The 19,980-nt window shown below is 69.6% G+C and carries 16 protein-coding genes and 2 pseudogenes; 11 read left to right on the forward strand and 7 right to left on the reverse strand.

Going from position 1 to position 19,980, the window contains the following annotated elements:
- Positions 1-185: 185 nt before the first annotated feature.
- Together ACWD2L_RS00825 and ACWD2L_RS00830 are read right to left on the reverse strand one after the other, a co-directional pair.
- Positions 186-1,166 carry an aldo/keto reductase gene (locus ACWD2L_RS00825; RefSeq protein ID WP_351330426.1) on the reverse strand — a complete coding sequence of 327 codons (981 nt, stop codon included), beginning with the start codon at positions 1,164-1,166 and terminating at the stop codon, positions 186-188.
- A gap of 14 nt (positions 1,167-1,180) precedes the next feature.
- Positions 1,181-2,182, reverse strand: coding sequence for an EamA family transporter (locus ACWD2L_RS00830; protein WP_351330424.1), 1,002 nt, complete (start codon positions 2,180-2,182; stop codon positions 1,181-1,183).
- 84 nt (positions 2,183-2,266) lie between these two features.
- On the opposite strand from ACWD2L_RS00830, the gene ACWD2L_RS00835 reads away from it, so the two are divergent.
- Positions 2,267-2,749: an Lrp/AsnC family transcriptional regulator gene (locus ACWD2L_RS00835; RefSeq protein ID WP_351330422.1), complete on the forward strand. Its 483-nt coding sequence runs from the start codon at positions 2,267-2,269 to the stop codon at positions 2,747-2,749.
- On the opposite strand, the gene ACWD2L_RS00840 is transcribed toward ACWD2L_RS00835, so the two are convergent.
- From ACWD2L_RS00840 to ACWD2L_RS00850, 3 genes are all read right to left on the reverse strand, one after another.
- Positions 2,746-3,729 carry an IS481 family transposase gene (locus ACWD2L_RS00840; RefSeq protein WP_351330420.1) on the reverse strand — a complete coding sequence of 328 codons (984 nt, stop codon included), beginning with the start codon at positions 3,727-3,729 and terminating at the stop codon, positions 2,746-2,748. The genes ACWD2L_RS00835 and ACWD2L_RS00840 overlap by 4 nt on opposite strands.
- 272 nt (positions 3,730-4,001) lie before the next feature.
- The gene (locus tag ACWD2L_RS00845) at positions 4,002-5,039 is read right to left on the reverse strand and encodes an NAD(P)-dependent alcohol dehydrogenase (RefSeq protein ID WP_351330418.1); all 1,038 of its coding nucleotides are present in this window, start codon (positions 5,037-5,039) and stop codon (positions 4,002-4,004) included.
- 58 nt (positions 5,040-5,097) lie between these two features.
- Positions 5,098-5,895, reverse strand: coding sequence for an SDR family NAD(P)-dependent oxidoreductase (locus ACWD2L_RS00850; protein ID WP_351330417.1), 798 nt, complete (start codon positions 5,893-5,895; stop codon positions 5,098-5,100).
- A 110-nt stretch (positions 5,896-6,005) separates the two neighbouring features.
- Between ACWD2L_RS00850 and ACWD2L_RS00855 the strand changes: the two genes are divergently transcribed.
- The 3 genes and pseudogenes from ACWD2L_RS00855 to ACWD2L_RS00865 all read left to right on the forward strand — a co-directional run.
- Complete coding sequence (locus ACWD2L_RS00855; protein WP_351330415.1) at positions 6,006-6,953, forward strand: AraC family transcriptional regulator; 948 nt, start codon at positions 6,006-6,008, stop codon at positions 6,951-6,953.
- Between the two features lie 48 nt (positions 6,954-7,001).
- Positions 7,002-7,151: pseudogene (locus ACWD2L_RS00860) on the forward strand (IS982 family transposase); the annotation flags it as partial.
- 68 nt (positions 7,152-7,219) lie between these two features.
- Positions 7,220-7,952: pseudogene (locus tag ACWD2L_RS00865) on the forward strand (IS5 family transposase); the annotation flags it as partial.
- Here the strand turns inward: ACWD2L_RS00865 and ACWD2L_RS00870 are convergent.
- Positions 7,897-9,093 carry a TetR/AcrR family transcriptional regulator gene (locus tag ACWD2L_RS00870; protein WP_351330413.1) on the reverse strand — a complete coding sequence of 399 codons (1,197 nt, stop codon included), beginning with the start codon at positions 9,091-9,093 and terminating at the stop codon, positions 7,897-7,899. The pseudogene ACWD2L_RS00865 and the gene ACWD2L_RS00870 sit on opposite strands and share 56 nt — an antisense overlap.
- 243 nt (positions 9,094-9,336) lie before the next feature.
- Between ACWD2L_RS00870 and ACWD2L_RS00875 the strand changes: the two genes are divergently transcribed.
- The 3 genes from ACWD2L_RS00875 (at position 9,337) to ACWD2L_RS00885 (ending at position 13,207) form a co-directional block, all read left to right on the forward strand.
- Positions 9,337-10,701 carry an MFS transporter gene (locus ACWD2L_RS00875; RefSeq protein ID WP_351330411.1) on the forward strand — a complete coding sequence of 455 codons (1,365 nt, stop codon included), beginning with the start codon at positions 9,337-9,339 and terminating at the stop codon, positions 10,699-10,701.
- A 71-nt stretch (positions 10,702-10,772) separates the two neighbouring features.
- Complete coding sequence (locus ACWD2L_RS00880) at positions 10,773-11,930, forward strand: acyl-CoA dehydrogenase family protein (RefSeq protein WP_351330409.1); 1,158 nt, start codon at positions 10,773-10,775, stop codon at positions 11,928-11,930.
- Positions 11,931-12,058: 128 nt separating this feature from the next.
- Positions 12,059-13,207, forward strand: a complete 1,149-nt coding sequence (locus ACWD2L_RS00885) for a CaiB/BaiF CoA transferase family protein (RefSeq protein ID WP_351330407.1) — start codon at positions 12,059-12,061, stop codon at positions 13,205-13,207.
- A 181-nt stretch (positions 13,208-13,388) separates the two neighbouring features.
- Here the strand turns inward: ACWD2L_RS00885 and ACWD2L_RS00890 are convergent, their stop codons facing one another.
- Entirely contained in the window at positions 13,389-14,564 is a 1,176-nt protein-coding gene (locus ACWD2L_RS00890; RefSeq protein ID WP_351330405.1) for a thiolase family protein, read from the reverse strand.
- 164 nt (positions 14,565-14,728) lie between these two features.
- Between ACWD2L_RS00890 and ACWD2L_RS00895 the strand changes: the two genes are divergently transcribed.
- The 4 genes from ACWD2L_RS00895 to ACWD2L_RS00910 all read left to right on the forward strand — a co-directional run bounded on the left by ACWD2L_RS00895 (position 14,729) and on the right by ACWD2L_RS00910 (position 19,962).
- Positions 14,729-15,886, forward strand: coding sequence for an acyl-CoA dehydrogenase family protein (locus ACWD2L_RS00895; protein ID WP_351330403.1), 1,158 nt, complete (start codon positions 14,729-14,731; stop codon positions 15,884-15,886).
- A 59-nt stretch (positions 15,887-15,945) separates the two neighbouring features.
- Positions 15,946-16,710 (forward strand): SDR family NAD(P)-dependent oxidoreductase, encoded by a 765-nt coding sequence (locus ACWD2L_RS00900; RefSeq protein ID WP_351330401.1) that lies wholly within the window; start codon positions 15,946-15,948, stop codon positions 16,708-16,710.
- A gap of 43 nt (positions 16,711-16,753) precedes the next feature.
- Entirely contained in the window at positions 16,754-17,512 is a 759-nt protein-coding gene (locus ACWD2L_RS00905) for an SDR family oxidoreductase (protein WP_351330639.1), read from the forward strand.
- A 62-nt stretch (positions 17,513-17,574) separates the two neighbouring features.
- Positions 17,575-19,962, forward strand: a complete 2,388-nt coding sequence (locus ACWD2L_RS00910) for an AMP-binding protein (protein WP_351330399.1) — start codon at positions 17,575-17,577, stop codon at positions 19,960-19,962.
- Positions 19,963-19,980: the final 18 nt, after the last annotated feature.

Raw genomic sequence — 19,980 nt, forward strand, 5'->3', positions numbered from 1 at the left:
CGGGACTTGTTCATCGGAACGCGGGCGGAGGGACAACGGGCACCTCGACAGCTGCATCGGTCATCGGAACTGCCCGAGCATGCCCCTTGACCATGCAGCCGCACCGCGAAACTCCAAGATCCCCGACAGGGGCAAGCCAGCTCGCAGGGCCCCTTCGGTGCTGATCGTCGGCCTGCGGGGGTTGGTCAGGTGTGGTCGAGGATGCGGTGGGGGCGGTAGGGGGCCTCCAGGCGTTTGCGTTCGTCGGGGGTGAGGGTGACAGTGACGGAGGCGAGGGCTTCTTCCAGGTGGGCGGGTTTCGTGGCGCCGATGACGGGGGCGTCGACGACGGGGTTGTCCAGAAGCCAGGCGAGGGCGATCTGCGCGGCGGAGACGCCTCGTTCGGCGGCGAGGGCGCGGACGGAGTCGACCACGTCGAAGTCGGCGTCCTCGTACATCTCCTCGGCCAGCGGATCGTTGGCGGCCCGTACGGTGCTGCGCACGCCGCCCCGCTCGCGTGCGCCCGCGAGCAGCCCGCGGGCGAGCGGGCTGTGCGGGATCACGCCGACGCCCTGGTCGGCGCAGAGCGGGAGCATCTCGCGCTCCTCCTCGCGGTAGACGAGGTTGTAGTGGTTCTGCATCGAGACGAACCGCGTCCAACCCGCCTCGCGCGCCGTCTGCTGCGCCTTCGCGAACTGCCAGGCGTACATGGCGGAAGCCCCGATGTAGCGGGCCTTTCCGGCGCGTACGACGTCGTGCAGGGCCTCCATCGTCTCCTCGATGGGGGTCTCGGGGTCCCAGCGGTGGATCTGGTACAGGTCCACGTACTCCGTGCCCAGCCTGCGCAGGGACGCGTCGATGGCGGCCATGATGTGTTTGCGGGACAGGCCGCGGTCGTTGTGGGAGGGACCGGTGGGGAAGTAGACCTTCGTCGCCAGTACGTACGCCTCCCGGTCGGGGAAGAGCCTGCGCAGCAGGTTGCCGGTCACGACCTCGCTGGCGCCGCCGTCGTACACGTCGGCGGTGTCGAAGAAGGTGACACCGGCCTCGACGGCGCGTCGTACGAGGGGTTCGGCCGCCGTCTCCTCGAGGTGCCAGGCGCGCCGGGAGCGGTCGCCGTAGCTCATCATGCCCAGGCAGATGCGGGAGACGGTCAGACCGGTGGTGCCCAGCCGGGTGTAGTCCATGGGTGTTCCTCGTTCTAGGGGTGTTCGTCGTTTCGGGGGTTGGCTTCGGTGACGGCCCCGTCGGCCCTGTCGGCGCCGCCGGGTTCGGGCGCGTTTGGCGCGCGTTCTCGGTGTACGGCGACCCCCAGCACCACGAGCACGACCCCCGCGATCTCCAGCGCCACCGGGACCTGCGCCAGCACCACCACCCCGATCACGGTCGCCGTGGCGGGCATCAGGCACACGAGCAGCGCGTACGTGCCCCGGCTCAGGCGGGCCATCGCCAGCTGGTCGCACACGTAGGGGATCACCGACGAGCAGATGCCCACGCCGGCGCCGGCGGCCAGCAGAACGGGGTCGCTGAGCGCGGGTACGGCCTGGGTGACGCCGAAAGGCAGGGCGGCGGCCGAGGCGATGAGCATGGCCAGCGCGAGTCCGTCGATGCCGCTGACGGCCGGGTTGCGGGAGGCGCGGTGGGCGAGGACGACGTAGAGCGTGAAGAGCGCGGCGTTGACGGCCGCGTAGAACAGCCCGAGCGGTTCGACGGCCAGGTGCACATCGGTCAGCAGGGACACCCCGGCGACCGCCGTGACCAGCGCGAGCAGGTTGCGCCCGCTGCGTACGGCGACGGTCGCGAGGGCGATCACGGGCAGGAATTCGATCGCCGCAACGGTGCCCAACGGCAGTCTGTCGAGGGCGAGATAGAAGCTGGAGTTCATGACCGCGAGCAGTACGCCCCAGGCCAGCAGCGACCACCGCGTCGCCCGGTCGGCGGCACGCCACCGCCGCCAGGGTCGCCGCCACACGGCGAAGACGGCGGCGGCCGTCACGATCCGCAGCCAGGCGACGCCCAGCGGCTCCACGCGGGCGAAGAGCAGGACGGCGAAGGCGGGGCCGAGGTAGTGGAAGACGGCGCTGACGACGAAGTAGGCGTGCGGCGGCACGCGCCGGAAGCGGGGAGTACCGGGGGTGCGCGGGCCCGGTCCTTCGCGGGTGGCGCCGTGCGTGCGGGCGGTTCCCGTGTCGGGGTTCTGCATGCCATCTAACCTAGAAACCAGCAGCGCACAGAGCTATCGATCATTGAAGGCGGGGCGGGTTCGTTGTCTTCGGACGGGAAAGCGATGACCAGCGATCACTTTCGGAACGGAAAACGGCCCTCCGCGGCGGCCGCGATCGACGAGCTGAGCGGCGCCCTGCTGCGCCTGCTGGCCGCCGACCCCCGCAGGGGCGCCTCGGACCTCGCCCGCGAACTGGGCGTCTCGGCTCCCACGGTGCGGGAGCGCGTGCGGCGGCTGGAGGAGGCGGGCGTCATCCGCGGCTACCGGCTCGACGTGGACCCCGCGGCGCTGGGTCGCCCGGTCGCGGCCTGGATCCGGTTGCGCCCCGGGCCAGGCCAGATGTCCCGTATCACCGAACTCGCCGAGCGGACGCCGGAGGTGAGCGAGTGCCACCGGATCTCGGGGGAGGACTGTTTCCTGTTCAAGGTGCATGTGGCGGCGCTGGAAGACCTCGAAGTCGTGCTGGACCGCTTCCTGTTGCACGGGCAGACGACCAGTTCGCTCGTCGTCTCCACGCCGGTGCCGCCGCGCCCGCTGCTGTCCTAGATGTATTGACCCGCAGGGTTGTTTACGCGGCTGATGGGTGGCTGGCCGCCAAGAGCGGTGTGGCATCGGTGGTAGTTATAGGTGTGCAGGAAGTCTGCCAGGGCTTCGGTTCGTTCGGCGTTGCTGGAGTACGGGCGCACGTATGCCCATTCGTCGAGCAGGGTGCGATTCAGACGCTCGACCTTGCCGTTCGTCTGAGGGCGATAGGGACGTGTGCGTTTGTGGACGATGCCGGCTGCGTTGAGAGTCTGGGCGAATAGCTGGGATCTGTAGCAGGATCCGTTGTCTGTGAGAACGCGCTCCACGGTGATGCCGTGGGCGGCGAAGAAGACGTTTGCGCGCTCCCAGAAGGAGGCTGCGGTCTCTTTGCGTTCGTCGGTCAGAACCTCGCTGTAGGCGAGCCGGGAGTGATCGTCGATGGCAGTGTGGATGAAGCTGTAGCCGATGACGGGGCTGCCGCCCTTTTGTGCTCCGGTCGTGGCCTGACGGTTCGCGAGGGCTTGCTGGCGGGGCATGATCCGGTGGCCGCCGCCGTCGGGAATGTTGCCGAGCTTCTTGATGTCGACGTGGATCAGTTCGCCGGGGCGTTCACGTTCGTAGCGGCGAATGACCTGGCCGGTGGGCCGGTCCATCCAGCGCAGCCGGTTCATCTGGTGGCGGGTCAGGACGCGATGGACGGTAGAGGCGGGTATAGCCAGGATCGGACCGATGCGTGCGGGGCCGAGTTTGCGCTCGCGCCGGAGCTCGCAGATGCGTTCCTCTATTGCGGTGGGGGTGCGGTGCGGGGTCGACAGGGGGTGACTGGAGCGGTCATACAGTCCGTCGTCGCCTTCGGCGCGCCAGCGTCGAACCCACTTGTAGGCGGTGGTGCGGGAGATACCCATTTCGTCGCTTACGTGTGCGACGGGGCGGCCGGAGCGTACCCGGGCGACAAGGAGACGTCTGCCGTGGACGGTGAGTCGGGCATTGGGGTGGGACACGGAGGACCTCTTTGGTCGGGACAGCCTCCGCGCGCGAGGGGAGCGGTGCGCATGGACTGGCGGGCTGGTGGCGCAGCGGTGGGAGCGCAGGTCAAAGGGGTACGGCCGTAGGTCTGCGGTCGTGCGTGGCTGGTCTTGCGTAAGACCGGGCGGGAGTGCGCTGATCGCGCGGAGCGCAGTCGGTGGTCTTGGGGCAAACCCATGTCGGTCCAGGGCGCCGCCATGTTCCATCGACCGCGCGACGGCTGAGTATGGCCGGTCTCGGGCTACTGCTACCGGGCCATGTCGAGGACGAAGCGGTAGCGCACGTCGTTGCGTTCCAGGCGGTCGAGTGCTGTGTTGATCTCGGTGGCGGGGAGCAGTTCGATGTCGGCGGTGATGTTGTGTGAGGCGCTGAAGGCGAGCATGTCCCGGACCATGCGGGTGCCGTCTCCGCCGCTGCCGGTCAGGCGCTTTTCGCCGTAGCGGAGGCTGGAGGGATTGATCTGCCAGTCCTGTGGCGGGGCGCCGACCGTGACCAGGGTGCCGTCGAGTTTGAGTGCTTGCAGGTAGGGGTCCAGGCGATGGGGGGCGCCGACGGTGTCCAGGATCAGGTCGAAGCGCCATTTCGTTGCGGCCATGGCCGCGGGGTCGGTGGTCACGATGGCCTCGGCCGCACCGAGTTTGCGTGCCTGGTCGGCTTTGCCCGGTGAGGTGGTCAGGGCGACCACGTGGGCACCCAGGGCGTGGGCGTATTTGATGCCCAGGTGGCCGAGGCCGCCGATGCCGACGACGCCAACCGTTTTGCCGGGACCTGCTGCCCAGCGGCGCAGCGGTGCGTAGACGGTGACGCCGGCACACAGCAGGGGTGCTGCCGCCGCGGGGTCCAGGCCGGCGGGCAGGGCGTGGACGAACCTTTCACGGGCGACGTACTCGCCGGAGAAGCCGCCTTGGGTGAGGGTGTGGTCGACGCGGTCCCGGCCGCCGTAGGTGACGGTCGGGTAGTCGAAGCACCAGTTCTCCCGGCCTTGGGTGCAGGCGGGGCAGGTTCCGCAGGAGTCGACCACGTTGCCGATGGCGACCGGGTCACCGGGCTTCAGGGCTGTGACGGCGGGCCCGATCGCGGTGACGGTGCCGGTCATCTCGTGTCCGGCGACCAGCGGGGTGTCCTGTGGACCGGTATGGCGCACGGCGTGCAGATCCGAGCCGCACACACCGCAGTAGTGGATCTGCACAGCGATGTCGTCGTCGCGCAGGTCACGGCGCGTGAAGGGCCACGGGGTGAGGGGGCTGCCGGGCTCGTGGACGGCCCAGCCGACGGTGGAACGCATGAGTGAGTGCATCCTTCGCAGAGAAATGCCGGAGATCTGTGACCGGGTTCGGTTCCGGTCAGCGCAGGCGGGTGGCTGCGATCCCGCCGTCGACGTCGAGCGTGGCGCCGTGCACGAACGCCGCCTGGTCGGAGACGAGGAAGCGGACCGCGTAGGCGATGTCGACCGGCCGTACAGGGGCCCCAGCAGGGGTTCCCTTGGTCATTTCAGCCAGTTGGTCCGCGCCGCCCGACGTGCCCGGGGTGGCCGTTGCTCCCGGCGCGACGGTGTTCACACGGACCCCACGAGGGCCGTACTCCGCCGCCCAGGCCCGGGTCAGCTGTTCGACGGCCGCCTTGGTCGCCGGATACAGGGCCTTGAAGGGGACGCCCACTCGGGCCATCCACGAGCCGATGTTCACGATGACGCCGGCTCCCCGCTCGGCCATGCGTGGCGCCAGCTCGGCGACCAGCACATGCGGGGCGCGGATGTTGGTCGCCCACAGCGCCTGCATCTCCTCGTCAGTCACCATCTCGGTAAGTAGGCCCGGGTACACACCCGCGTTGTTGACGAGGATGTCGACGGCGCCGCCAAGGGCGTCCTGCGCCCGCAGGGCGAAAGCACGGATGTCGGCTGGCTCGGCGCCGAGCTCCGCAGTGATGGCGTGGGCCCGCCCACCGCTCTTGACGATCCGCTCCACGACGCGCTGTGCCCGTCCGGCATCCCGGCCACTGACGACGACCTCGACACCCGAGGCAGCGAGAACCCGGGCGATGGCCTCGCCGATCCCGCTCGACGACCCGGTGACCAGCGCGGTACGCCCGGCAAGTGCAGTGTCGGAGGTGAGGGAGGCCAGAAGCTGCTCATTCGTTTCCATGCCTCAATCGTCTGCCTTCGTGCCGCCTTGCGCCTTGCCTGACACGATCAGCCCCTTGCCAGATCGTGTCCCGCACGGCGACCGGCCGGGACGGGGTTTTGGATAGGGGGATGGACGCCGCGACTACCCAGAGCCTCGAACGAGCCGCCGAGATCGTGATGCGCCACGCCCCGGACCGGGCACGGGCGCAGACGCTCGGTCTCCGGCTCAGCCACGTCACCGCTGCGACCGAGCCCGGATACCAGCACTACACCCCGTCCCTGTCCACTGTTCTCGCGGGACAAAAACGCACACTCATCGGCGATGACGACCAGGTCTGGGGCCGGGAGAGGTTCATCATCACCCCGGTCGGCCTCCCGCTCGTGTCCAGCGTCGTCGAGACCGACCCACAACGAGGCTTCCTGGCAGCCCGATGGCAGCTCGACCCGACACTCCTGGCAGAAGTCGCCGCCGTGATGCCCCACAAGGCCCACCGTGCGGTACGGATGGACCGGCTCGGCGTGTGGTCACCTGCCCTGACCGACGCCTTCTCACGACTGCTCGCCTTGCTTGACGAGCCCGAACACATCCCCATCCTCGGCCCGCTGATCTCCCGGGAACTCGTGCTGCGCCTGCTGCAAACCGACCAAGCACCCCGTGTCCTGGCCGCCCTCGACGACAGTGACCCCATCGTGCCCCGTGCCGTGAGCCTGCTGACCGACCGCATGGCCGAGCCGTGGTCCATGAAGACACTCGCCACCGAGACCCGCACCAGCCAGCCGACCCTGCACCGACGCTTCAAGGAAGCGACCTCCATGACACCCATGCAATACCTCAAGCGCCTGCGCCTAGGCGAGGCCCGCCACCGCATGGTCGTCCTTGGAGAATCCGCAGCACAAGTGGCCCTCGCCGTCGGCTACCGAAGCGTCCCCCACTTCACCCGCGACTACCGTCATCTCTACGGAGCCTCGCCTGCAGCGGACGGTACCCGCCTGCGCGAACAGCTGCGTCAAGGAGGGATCGATGGTTTGCCCGGTCGCAGCGACGCCTCCACTGTCGCTCGTGGTCAATACACCTAGACGAATGAGTCCGGTGTCTGGCTGGCCGCGACCACGGAGAAGGGTGCCCGCCGGATCGGGCGACCCCCGAAACTGTCCGACGCCGAGTTGGTATGTCTGACCGTGGCACAGGTGTTGCTGGGTTTTCCCTCGGCCCGGCACTGGATCCGCTTCGCGCACGCACGGCTGCCTCACCTGTTCCGCTGCCTTCCCCAGCAGTGATGAGGATTCTTGATTTCACTCGGTTCACGGTGCCCGCCGGAGCGGTACGCAACTGGCGCGGCGTCTACAACCGGCTGCGGATATGGGCCGTCGACGGCATATGGGAACGCGTCTTCACCGCGCTGATGGCCCAGGCCGATGCCGACGAGGACCTCAACTGGGTGGTCCCGGTGGACTCCACGATCGTGCGCGCCCACCAGCACGCCGCCGGAGCGCAAAAGGGGGCCCGCCCGGCGAACCGGCCGACCACACCGTCGGCCGCTCCCGCGGCGGACTGACCACAAAGATCCACCTGGCTGGCCTCCGACGGCCGCTGCTGGCCTTCCAGCTGACGGCCGGACAGGCCGGGGACGCACCCGTGTTCACCGACGTCATGGCTCGGCTCCGGGTTCCCCGACGACGTGGACGGCCCCGCACCAGGCCGGACATGGTCTTGGCCGACAAGGCCTATTCCTCCCGCGCGATCCGTGACCACCTGCGTCAGCGGGGCATCCAGACGATCATTCCGAGTCCGGCGGACCCTACCAGCTCCGTCATCGCATGCGGCGCGGCAGCGACGGTGACAGGCGACCCGCCTTCGACCGCGAGGCGTACAAGCAGCGCAACACCGTCGGGTGGAACATCAACCGTCTCGAGCAATGGCGCGGCATCGCCACCCGCTACGACAAGACCGCCGAGTCCTACCAAGCAGCCGTCACCCTCGCCTCGCTCCTGATGTGGGCGCGACATTTGAAGACAACTCCTAGGCGGCGCCGCCCTGGCCCTCCGCCAACAGCAGCGCCGTGCCGATCTCGATGAGGCGGTCGGCAAGGTCGGGGCGCTCTCCCGTGGCCCTCGTGCGGGCCGCGTTGTCGACGACCGTGAGGACCGCCATGACGATGATCCTGGCCTCGGTCGCGTCGAGCCCGGGTCGGACCTCGTCGAGCAGGCGCGCCCACAGCGCGAGGTACTCCCGCTGCGTCTGTCGTGCTGCCTTGCGTTCCTTCTCGGGGAGTTGGTCCAGCTCGCCGATCAACAGGCCGATCAAGTGGCTCTGGCTCAGGGCGAAATCGATGTACGAACGCAGCAGCCGGTCCAGAGTTTCCCGCGGCGTGCCGGGCCTCGCCAGGGCTTGCGCCGTCCCGGCCCTGCGCTGCTCGCCGCCGCGCAGTACCGCGGCCACGAGCAGGTCGGTCTTGGTGGGGAAGTGCTTGTAGATGCTGGGGCCTGTGGCTCCTGCGGCCTCGCCGATGTCGTCGGTGCTCACCGACTGGAAACCCCGCTCGTCGAAGAGCCGGATCGCCTCGATGAGGATCTCCTCCCGGCGGGACACGGCGAGCCCGGCGTAGTCACCCAGCAGGGGCGCCTCGCCGGACGCGCTTCGGGTGCCGAGCGGGCAGTGTGCCGCCGCGTACCCAAGGCGGTACAGGAGTTGCTCGAAGCGGCGGCGGGGCAGCGACGCGCGATGCCACGACGTGGACCCGTATACGGACAGGACCGACCAGGCCAACAACTGTCGGTCGGCCTGGTCGAGTTCGGGGCGCTCGACGTGGAGGAGGTCGCCGATCCGCTCGGCGATGCCGATCAGGGCGCGAGCCTGCTCCCGGCGCCGGTCCTCCGGCAGGTGGCGTGCTTCGCGCTGCCACAGGACGGCCGAGCCGCGCCGATCCAGGGTCTGCGTGGCCGAGGTGCGCAGGTAGGTGTCGAGGTCGGGGGCGGCTGCCGCGGAGTCCGTGATGGTGGTCATGGTGGCGTCGACGACGTGCACCAGCAGATCGGGCTTGCCCTTGAAGTGGCGGTAGAGGGCGGGGGCCGTGATGCCGACATCGGCTGCCACATCAGCGACTGAGACATTGTGGTAACCGCGCTCCCGGAACAGGCCGGAGGCCGCGGCGATGATCCGGGCCCTGCGGTCAGAGGGTCTGCGCGCGGTCGTCCGCCGTGATGCTTCCGTCTGCATCCCACCCTCGCTCTTCACCGTCAGTCATGTCGCCTCAACGTACAACATGCGGTCACGGTCCCGATCATGATCCTGTGCAGTCGTAGCTGCCTTCGTGTCAAAGAGAAGACAGTTAAGGCTACGTCACTCTGAACGTCTTTGATGCCAACAGGCAGGTGTCTTCTGTTCAATCTCTTGCCCAGTCGAGTTAGGGCTGATTCACTTCCGGCTCACATCAGCCCGCTGGACCAGGAAGGGTCGCCCATGGTTGTCGAAGACCACGATGCGCCGGGAGTCGTATCGGCGTGCACGTCCGGGGCTGCCGCGCCCGCATCGGGGCGCCGGCCTTGGATCGTGCTGGGACTGCTCGTCTGTCTGATGCTCGTCAACTTCGCCGACAAGGTGGTCGTGGGCCTGGCCGGAATGGGCATGAAGAAGGAGCTGGGCCTGGACTCCGCGCAGTTCGGCGTCATTCAGAGTGCCTTCTTTTGGCTCTTCGCCGTCGGTGCCGTGCTCGGCGGCCGACTGGGTGGCAAGGTGCGGGCGCGCTGGTTGCTCGCCGGGATCGCGACGGTGTGGGTCCTGAGCCTCGCTCCGATGATCGCCCAGGTCGGGTTCGCCACGATCGTCGTGTGCCGCGTCGTGCTCGGTTTCGCGGAGGGGCCGACCGTGGCCCTGGCCATGCAGGTGGCGCACTCCTGGTTCCCCCCACGCAAGAGGGGTGTGCCCAGTTCGATCGTCATCGCGGGGGCCGGGATCGGGCCACTGGTCGCGGCTCCCGGCCTCACCTGGGTCATCGAGACGTACTCGTGGCACGCGGCCTTTGGCGTCCTGGCGGCGTTCGGGGCCGTGTTCGTCGTGTTGTGGCTGTTCGGCGGCGACTCCGGTCCTGAGGCCGCATCCCCGGTCGCGGGTGCGAAGGTGGCCGTACTGCCCGAACGGGTGCCGCTGCGGCGGCTGTTCTCCACCGGCACCCTCATCGGCCTGTCGCTGCTGTTCTTCGTCGCGTACGCCAATACGTCGGTCGCCGTCAGCTGGCTTCCGCTCTATCTGCGCGAAGGGCTCGGCTACGACGCGGGCATCGCGGGCAAGCTGGTCGTCCTGCCCTATCTGGGAGCCGCGGCGGCGGTGATCCTCGTCGGTGTCATCTCCAGCGTGCTGACCAGGCGCGGGGTCGGCAACCGGATCACCCGCGGTGTGCTGCCCGCCGTCCTCGTTGTCGTCTCGGGCATCTGTACGGTCGCCTTCGCGTCCCTCGATCGAGGTGCGCCGCAGATGACGTTGCTCGTGATCGGGGCCTGCCTGAACTCCGCCGGCTACGGCGTCGCCTTCGCCGGCCTCTCGGACGTCGCCCCCGTGAAGCAGCGTGGGGCCGTCTTCGGGATCGTCACCGGAATCTACAGCCTCGGTGCGGTCGTGGCCCCGCTCGTGATCGGCAGGCTGATCGACGCTGCCTCCTCCGATGCGGCGGGGTACGCGAACGCGTTCCTCGTGCTCGGCGTCACCATGATCGCCGGTGCCGGTGCCGCACTGTTCCTCGTGAACCCCGACCGGGATGCCGAACGGCTGGCCGCGACTCGCGACATCGGAACGCTTGAAAACCGTGAGTCATTGGAAGGCAAGGCTTGACGCCAGGGGTTATCTGCAAGAAAGTGAATCCACAGTAACCAGAGAAGTTCGTCCTCAGGAGCCTCCCACCCATGAAGCGCACCCTCTACACCCAGGAACACGAGGACTTCCGGGCGATGATCCGGGACTTCATCGCCAGGGAAGTGACGCCGCACTTCGAGCAGTGGGAGCGGGACAACCTCGTCGACCGTGACCTCTTCCGCAAGCTCGGCGCGCTCGGGGTCATGGGCTTCGACATCCCCGAGGAGCTCGGCGGTGCCGGCGAGACCAGCTACAAGTACCAGGGCGTCATCAACGAGGAGTGTGCCCGCGCCGCCGTCTCCTTCGGCCACTACGGCGTCTCCACCGGCATCGTCCTGCCCTACCTGCTGGACCTCGCGGGCGAGGAGCAGAAGAAGCGCTGGCTGCCAGGCATCGCCGCGGGCGACATCATGCTCTGCATCGCCATGACCGAGCCCGGCACAGGCTCGGACCTGGCGGGCATCCGCACCACTGCCAGGCTCTCCGAGGACGGCACGCACTACGTCCTCAACGGCGCCAAGACCTTCATCACCGGCGCCCGCAACTCCGAGCTGTGCGTCGTCGCGGCCCGCACCGCGCCCGCCACTGCCGAGAACCGCAGGCACGGCCTCAGCTTGTTCGTCGTCCCGACCGACAGCGAGGGCTTCGCCTACGGCCGCAAGCTGGACAAGATCGGCCTGCGCTCCTCCGACACCTCGGAGCTGTCGTTCACCGATGTGTGCGTTCCGGCCGAGAACCTGCTCGGCGAGCAGGACAAGGGCTTCTCCTATCTCGGCCGGAACCTGCCCCGCGAGCGGCTCTCGATCGGGGTCGGCGCCGCGGCCACCGCCACCGCCGCCGTCGAGTTCGCCCGCGCGTACGTACGGGAGCGGCAGGTGTTCGGCAAGCCGGTGGCTGCCTTCCAGAACACCAAGTTCGTGCTCGCCGAGTGCTCCACCGAGGTCGAGGCGCTGCAGGCCATGGTCGACCGGGGCATCGAGCTCGACGACCTGGGTGAGCTGACCGGTGCCGACGCCGCGAAGATCAAGCTGTTCGGCACCGAGGTCGCGGGGCGCGTGATCGACAAGTGCCTTCAGTTGCACGGGGGTTACGGCTACATGCTGGAGTACCCGATTGCCCGCCTGTACGCGGACACCCGCGTCTCCCGCATCTACGGCGGTACCAGCGAGGTCATGAAGACCATCATCGCCAAGGACCTCGGGCTGTAAGAGCCTGACCTCAGGCTCCCGGCTCCGCCCCGCGCCTCGGCCGCCCCGCTCGCCCCCGGCGGGGCGGCCGAGGCCCTCCCTGTCTTCGTCGTCTTCGCCCTCGGGCCGTACGGAAAGTCGAGCGCCTCGTGACCACCGCACCCTCCGCCCCGGCCGGACCGCTGTCCGGAATCCGCGTCGTCGAACTCGGCGGCATCGGCCCCGGTCCCTTTGCCGGCATGCTCCTCGCCGACCAGGGCGCCGACGTCATTCGCGTCGACCGGCCCGCCGAGGCCGGTGCCGCGTCCAAGCATCCGATCCTGCACCGGGGTCGCCGCTCGGTCGCCCTCGACCTCAAGGACCCGGCGGGCGTCGAGGCCGTGCTCGCTGTCGTTGACACCGCCGACGCGGTGATCGAGGGCTTCCGCCCCGGTGTCGCGGAGCGGTTGGGGGTCGGCCCCGATGCCTGTCTGGCCCGCAACCCCCGGCTCGTCTACGGCCGGATGACCGGCTGGGGTCAGGACGGGCCGCTGGCGCAGGTGCCGGGTCACGACATCAACTACATAGCTGTCGCAGGGGCGTTGGGCGCGCTCGGCGGCGCCGAGGAGAACCCGCCGGTTCCGCTGAACCTCTTCGGTGACATGGGTGGCGGCGGCATGCTGCTGGCCCTCGGGATCACCACCGCGCTGGTGAACTCGCGGACGACCGGCAAGGGGCAGGTCGTCGACGCCGCCATGACGGACGGCACCGCCGTGCAACTCGCACTGATCCACGGTCTGTTGGCGACCGGCCGGTGGGTCGACGAGCGGGCCTCGAATCTCTTCGACGGCGCCGCGCCGTTCTACCGTACGTACCGGACCGCCGACGGCGGACACCTGGCGGTGGGCAGCGTGGAGCCGCAGTTCTACGCCACCCTTCTCGACCTCCTCGGCCTGAGCGGCGACCCGCTCTTCGCCAAGCAACTGGACCGCGACGCCTGGCCCGCGATGGGAGACCGGCTCGCCGAGATCTTCGGCGGTCGTACGCGCGAGGAGTGGGCGGAGCTCTTCGACGGGACGCAGTCGTGCGTCACGCCCGTGTACGGCCTGACCGAGGCGGCGCGCCACCCTCACAACGTCGCGCGCGGTACCTACTACACCGACGGCGGCGTACTCCAGCCCGCGCCTGCGCCCCGGTTCCTCGGGACTCCGGCCACGACGCCGAGGCGTGCGCCGGTCGTCGGTACCCACACCCGCGAGGTGCTCACCGAGATCGGCCTGGCCGAGGACGTGGTGGAGGCGTTGGGGGCGCGGGTCTGAGAGTGGCCCCCGCAAGCGGGCAGGCCCAGGTCGCGGCGGTGACCCGGGCCTGCTGTTCGTGTCGCGCGGCGGTGGTCGCCCCTGAACGCGCGGTGGCGTCGGGCACGCCGTAAAGCGCTCGGGACGCGTGTGAGTCCGGGCGTGGCCCGGACTCACGCCGTCGTGCGGCGGTTCTGTCGGCTCAGAGGAGTTCGAGAATCGTCGCGTTGGCCATGCCGCCCGCCTCGCACATCGCCTGCAGGCCGTAGCGGATGCCGTTGTCGCGCATGTGGTGGACCAGCGTCGTCATCAGGCGTGCGCCCGAGCCGCCGAGGGGGTGTCCGATCGCCATCGCGCCGCCGTTGGGGTTCATGAGCGCGTAGTCGGCGCCGGTCTCCCTCAGCCAGGCCAGGGTGACCGGGGCGAACGCCTCGTTGATCTCGAACGCGCCGATGTCGCCGATGGACAGGCCCGAGCGCTTGAGTGCCTTGGCGGTCGCGGGGGCCGGGCCCAGGGCCATCGTGACCGGGTCGCAGCCCGCAAGGACTGCCGTGTGCACGCGCGCCATCGGTGTCCAGCCCTGCGCCTTCGCGATCTCCGGGGTGGTGATGAGCAGCGCGGCGGCGCCGTCGGAGATCTGCGAGGAGTTGGCCGCGCTCACCACGCCGTCCGCCTTGAACGGTGTCTTCAGCGTCGCGAGCTTCTCCAGTGTCGAGCCGCGCCGTACGCCCTCGTCGGTGTCGAAGACCCGCTCGGCGCCGTCCTCACCGGTGACGGTGACGGGGGCGATCTGCGCGGTGAAGCAGCCCTCGTCGACGGCGCGGGCGGCGCGCTCGTGCGAGTCCAGGGCGTGCTGGTCGAGTTGGGGGCGGGTGAACCCGTACCGCTCGGCGATCAGCTCGGCGCCCACGCCCTGGTCGAACTGGCCCTGGCCGTCGGGGAAGTAGCGGTTCATCACGGAGGGGCCGTACGGCGTACCCGCCCCCGGGGCGCTGCGCGCCGCGCCCATCGGAACGCGGCTCATCGACTCGACACCGCCCGCGACGGCGATGTCGTACTGCCCGGCGATTACCAGGCCCGCGGCGAAGTGGACCGACTGCTGGGACGAGCCGCAGGCGCGCGAGACGGAGACGCCGGGCACTGACTCGGGCCAGCCGGCCGCGAGCGCCGCGAACCGGCCCACGACGCCGGCCTGCTCGCCGACCTGGGAGACGGTGCCCCACACGACGTCGTCGACCAAGGCGGGGTCGAGCCCGGTGCGCTCGGCGAGGGCGGTCAGGACGTGGGCCGACAGATCCACCGCGTGGATGCCGGAGAGGGAACCGCCGCGCTTGCCGACGGGGGTGCGCACGGCGTCGACGATCACTGCGTCACGCATGGGCTGCTCCTGGGGGAGGGCTGAAGGATGGGCGAGAACCGGCGTCAAGTTATTTCTCGCTAACTTGGCTGACCTCTCGCATGGTGCGCCATTAGAGCCCTTGACAGCAAGGCAACCGGAGGTAAAAGTGAAACTCGGCTAACCCAAGGTCAGGAGATGCAGGCATGCCGTGCACGGTATTCGGCGAGGAGCACGAGGTGTTCCGCGAGATGGTCCGGGACTTCCTCGGGAAGGAAGCGGTCCCGCACCTGGAGGAGTGGGTCACGGCCAAGGCTGTCTCCCGGGACTTCTACAAGAAGCTCGGGGAGCTCGGCGTCCTCGGCATCGAGGTGCCCGAGGAGTACGGCGGCGGGGCGCAGAGCAGTCACCATTTCGGCGCGGTGTTCGCCGAGGAGGTCGCCCGCGCCGGTGCCACCGTCGGCACCGCCATGACGCACGCCAACATCATCCTGCCGTACCTGCTGCACTTCGGGACCGAGGAGCAGAAGCGGCGCTGGGTCCCGGGCTGTGTCTCCGGCGACCTCATGCTGTCCATCGCGATGACAGAGCCCGGCACCGGCTCCGACCTCGCCGGCATCCGGACGAAGGCCGAACTGTCCGCGGACGGGACGCATTACGTCCTCAACGGCGCCAAGACGTTCATCACCGGCGGCACCCAGTGCGACCTCGTCCTCGTCGTGTGCCGCACCGCGCCCGCCCCGGCCGACAACCGGCGCAAAGGCCTGTCGATCCTCGTCGTCGACACCACCAGTGAGGGCTTCCAGGTCGGCCGGAGCCTGGACAAGATCGGCCTGCACGCCTCCGACACCGCCGAACTCTCCTTCACCGACGTCAAGGTGCCGGTGGACAATCTCCTCGGTGAAGAGGGCGAGGGCTTCTTCTACCTGGGCCGCAATCTGGCGCGCGAGCGGCTCGTCATCGCCGTCCAGGCCGCCGCCGCTGCCGACGCCGCGGTCCGTTTCGCCAAGGAGTACACCCAGGACCGCGAGGTCTTCGGCAAGGCGGTCGCGTCCTTCCAGAACACCAAGTTCGTACTCGCCGAGTGCGCCACCGACGTCGAGGCGGCGCGGCTGATGGCGTACGAGGCGCTGGAGCGCGACGCCCGGGGCGAGCTGAGCGCCGACTACGCCGCGATGGCGAAGCTGCACTGCACCGAGGCCGCGAGCCGGGTCATCGACAAGTGCCTTCAGCTGCACGGCGGTTACGGCTACATGCTGGAGTACCCGATCGCCCGCCTGTACGCCGATACCCGCGTCATGCGGATCTACGGCGGCACCAGCGAGGTCATGAAGACGATCGTCGCCAAGTCGATCGGCCTCTGAGGCCACCTCCGTTCCCTTCGACTCCCACCCACTGTCCACACAGGAAGCAGGAAGCAACCATGCAGATCAACGGAGTCTCCGCCGTCGTCACCGGCGGCGCCTCGGGCCTCGGCCTGGCCACGGCCACCCGCCTCGTCGAGTACGGCGCCCAGGTCGTCCTCCTCGACCTGCCGACCTCCAACGGCGAGGCGGTGGCCAAGGAGCTCGGCGAGCGCGCCCACTTCGTCGCCGGTGACGTGCGCAGCGCCGACGACGCCGCACGTGCCGTCGCGACCGCCGCCGCCCAGGCTCCGCTGCGCGTCACCGTCAACTGCGCGGGCCTCGGCAAGGGGGGCAGGACGGTCGGCCGCGACGGCACGCCGTACGCCCTGGAGGACTTCGAGTTCGTCGTCGGCGTCAACCTCATCGGCACCTTCAACGTGCTGCGCCTCGCGGCCGCCGAGATGGCGAAGACGCAGGAGGTCGACGGCGAGCGCGGCGTCATCATCAACACCGCGTCCGCGGCCGCCTTCGAGGGGCAGATCGGGCAGTGCGCCTACTCCGCCTCCAAGGGCGGCATCGTCGGCATGACCCTGCCCATCGCCCGCGACCTGGCCGCCGCCAAGGTCCGGGTGATGACCATCGCGCCCGGCCTGTTCTCCACACCCCTGCTCAACAAGAAGCCGCAGAGCTTCCTCGACGCGCTCGGCGCCCAGGTGCCGCACCCCTCGCGGCTCGGCGACCCGGCCGAGTTCGCCCACCTGGCCACGTCGATCATCGAGAACCCGATGCTGAACGGTGAGACGATCCGCCTCGACGGCGCGATCCGGATGGCCCCCAAGTAGACCGTCACCCACCCCTCGCCGCCCGGAGTCAACTGTGTCTGAGATCAACCCTGTTCAACGTGTCGCCATCGTCACCGGTGCCGCGCGTGGCATCGGTGCCGCGACCGCCGTACGTCTCGCCGCCGACGGATTCGCCGTCGCCGTGTTCGACCTGGACGAGGCCGCGTGCGCCGCGACCGTCGCGACCATCGAGAAGGACGGCGGGCGCGCCCTCGCCGTCAACTGCGACGTCTCGGACGCCGCGCAGGTCGAAGCCGCTGTCGCCCGAGTGGACGCCGAACTCGGAGCACCCACCGTCCTCGTCAACAACGCCGGCATCGTCCGGGACAACCTGGTCTTCAAGATGACCGACCAGGACTTCGACTCGGTCATCGGCGTCCATCTGCGCGGCGCCTTCCTGGTGGCCCGTGCGGTGCAGCGCCACCAGACCGCCGCAGGCTGGGGCCGCACCGTCAACCTGTCCTCGTCCGCCGCCCTCGGCAACCGCGGCCAGGCCAACTACTCGTCCGCCAAGGCCGGCCTCCAGGGACTGACCAAGACCCTCGCCATCGAGCTCGGCCCGTTCGGCGTCACCGTCAACTGCGTGGCACCCGGCTTCATCGCCACCGAGATGACCGAGGCCACCGCGCAGCGCATGGGTATCACGTTCGAGGAGTTCACCGACCGGTACGCCAAGGCCATTCCGGTACGCAGGGGCGGCCGGCCCGAGGACATCGCCCAGGCCGTCTCCTTCTTCTGCCGCGAGGAGGCCGGATTCGTCAACGGCCAGATCCTGTACGTCGCCGGTGGGCCCAAGGGCTGACACGTCGCCACCGCCACCGCCACCGCCGCATCCTCTGCCAACGACGCCTGAGGGAAAGCCACATGGAACTCACGGGCCTGCATCTGCCCGACGCGATCCGCCTGCACGCCCGGGAGCGCGGCACGTCCGCCGCGCTCGTCTGCGCGGACCGCACGATCCGCTACGCCGATCTGCACACCCGCACCAACCGGCTCGCCCGCGCCCTGCTGGCCGCGGCCCCCGCCGGATCGCGGATCGGCTTCCTTGCCCGGACGCGTACCGAGGCGGGCGAGATCGTGACCGCCGCGGGCAAGGCCGGCCTGGTGGCCGTCCCGCTCAACTGGCGGCTCGCCGTACCGGAGTTGACGGCCGTGGCGCGCGACGCCGAGCTGCGGGTCCTGCTCGTCGAAACGGAGTTCAGGGCGGCGGCCGACGCCGTGCGCGCGGCCCTGACCGGCCTCCGCCTCGTCGCCATCGGACCGTCCGACGACCCGGACGTCCCGGCGTACGAGAGCTGGCTCGCCGCCCAACCGGACGACGACCCGGGGCGCGGCGGTGCGGCGGATGCCGACGAGGTGTTCCTGCAGATCTACACCTCCGGCACGACCGGCCTGCCCAAGGGCGTGCTGCTCACCCACGGAAACTTCTTCGCCGACGGCACCGAGCTGGAGGAGTACCTGTGGGACGCCGATTCGGTGGCGATCAACGCCCTGCCGATGTTCCACATCGGCGGCCTCGGCTGGCTGCGTGTCGCCCTGACCGCCGGGGCCGCGAGCCTCATGGTCCCCAACTTCACCCCCGAGGGCGCGGCCGAGGCCATCGAGCGGGCAGGCGTCACGCATGCCTTCCTCGTCCCCTCGGTGCTGCACCTGCTCACCGCGCTCCCGGACATCGACCGGCGCGACTTCTCCCGGCTGCGGCTGATCACCTACGGCTCCGCGCCCGTCACACCGGCCCTGCTACGCCGCTCCATGAGCGTCTTCGGCTGTCACTTCATGGGCAAGTACGGGCTGACCGAGGGGGGCGGCACGGTCACCCAGCTGCCGCCGGAGGACCACGCGGGCGACGGGTCAAAGCGCCGGCTGCTCAGGTCCGTCGGGAAACCGCGCCGCGGCGTCGACGTCATGATCGCCGACCTCACGACCGGTCGCCCCGTTCCCGCCGGGACGCCCGGCGAGATCCGCGTCCGCTCCCGCCACAACACGCCCGGGTACTGGAAGCGACCGGACGAGACGGCCGAACTGTACGACGCAGAAGGCCTGTTGAGGACCGGAGACGGCGGATACCTCGACGAGGACGGCTACCTGTACCTCACCGACCGGATCAAGGACATGATCGTCAGCGGTGGCGAGAACGTGTACCCGGCCGAGGTCGAGGCCGTCCTCGCGGAACACCCGGCGGTCGCCGAGAGCGCGGTCGTCGCCGTGCCCGACCCGGTGTGGGGCGAGGCCGTTACGGCCGTGGTCGCACTGCGGCCCGGCGTCGCCCGCCCCACCGCGCAAGAGCTGATCGAGTTCACGCGGCCGCGCATCGCCTCGTACAAAAAGCCACGGAACGTCCACTTCGTCGACGCGCTGCCCCGCAATCCGGGCGGCAAGGTCCTCAAGCGCGAACTGCGCGCCTCGCTCATCCAGTCACCGCTGGTCACCGACAGATTTACTCATTCGTTCGACGAGAGAGGGACGGCCATGGCCGATCTCGAGTACACCGTCCGCGACGGGATCGCGACCATCCTGCTCAACCGCCCCGACCGCAAGAACGCCTTCACCATCGAGATGGTGCACGCCTGGGCGGACGCGCTGATCGAGGCCCAGCGCGACCCGGAGGTGCGGGTCATCGTTGTCACGGGCGCCGGGGGGTCCTTCTGCTCAGGTGTCGACCTCTCCGCCTTCAAGGGGGAGCAGCGGGCGCCGCTCGGCGAGAAGGAACTCCTCACCCAGAACGTGCACCGGGTCGCGCTCGCCCTGGAGGACGTCGACAAGCCGGTCATCGCTGCCGTCGCCGGGCCCGCCGTCGGCGCCGGGATGGACATGGCGCTCCTGTGCGACCTGCGCTTCGGCGGCCGCTCCGCCCGCTTCTGTGAGGGATACATCAAGGTCGGCCTGGTGCCCGGCGACGGTGGCTGCTGGCTCCTGCCGCGCGCCGTCGGCACCTCCACCGCCCTGCGCATGCTGTGGACCGGCGACTTCGTCGGCGCCGACGAAGCGCTGCGCATCGGCCTGGTCGACGAGGTCCACGACGACGAAGACCTGATGGACGCGGTGTACGCCTACGCCGCGCGGCTCGCCGAGCGCCCGCCCGTCGCGATCCGCACCATCAAGCGCGCCGTCCGCCAGGGCGCCCGCCACGACCTGCGCACGGCGCTCGACCTGGTCTCCTCGCACATGGCCGTGATCACCTCCACCGAGGACTCCGCGGAGGCGTTCGCCGCCTTCCAGGAAAAGCGCCCCGGCGTCTTCACCGGCCGCTGAACCCCCTCGCCCGAAAGG

Source organism: Streptomyces sp. NPDC002754 (assembly GCF_053592315.1).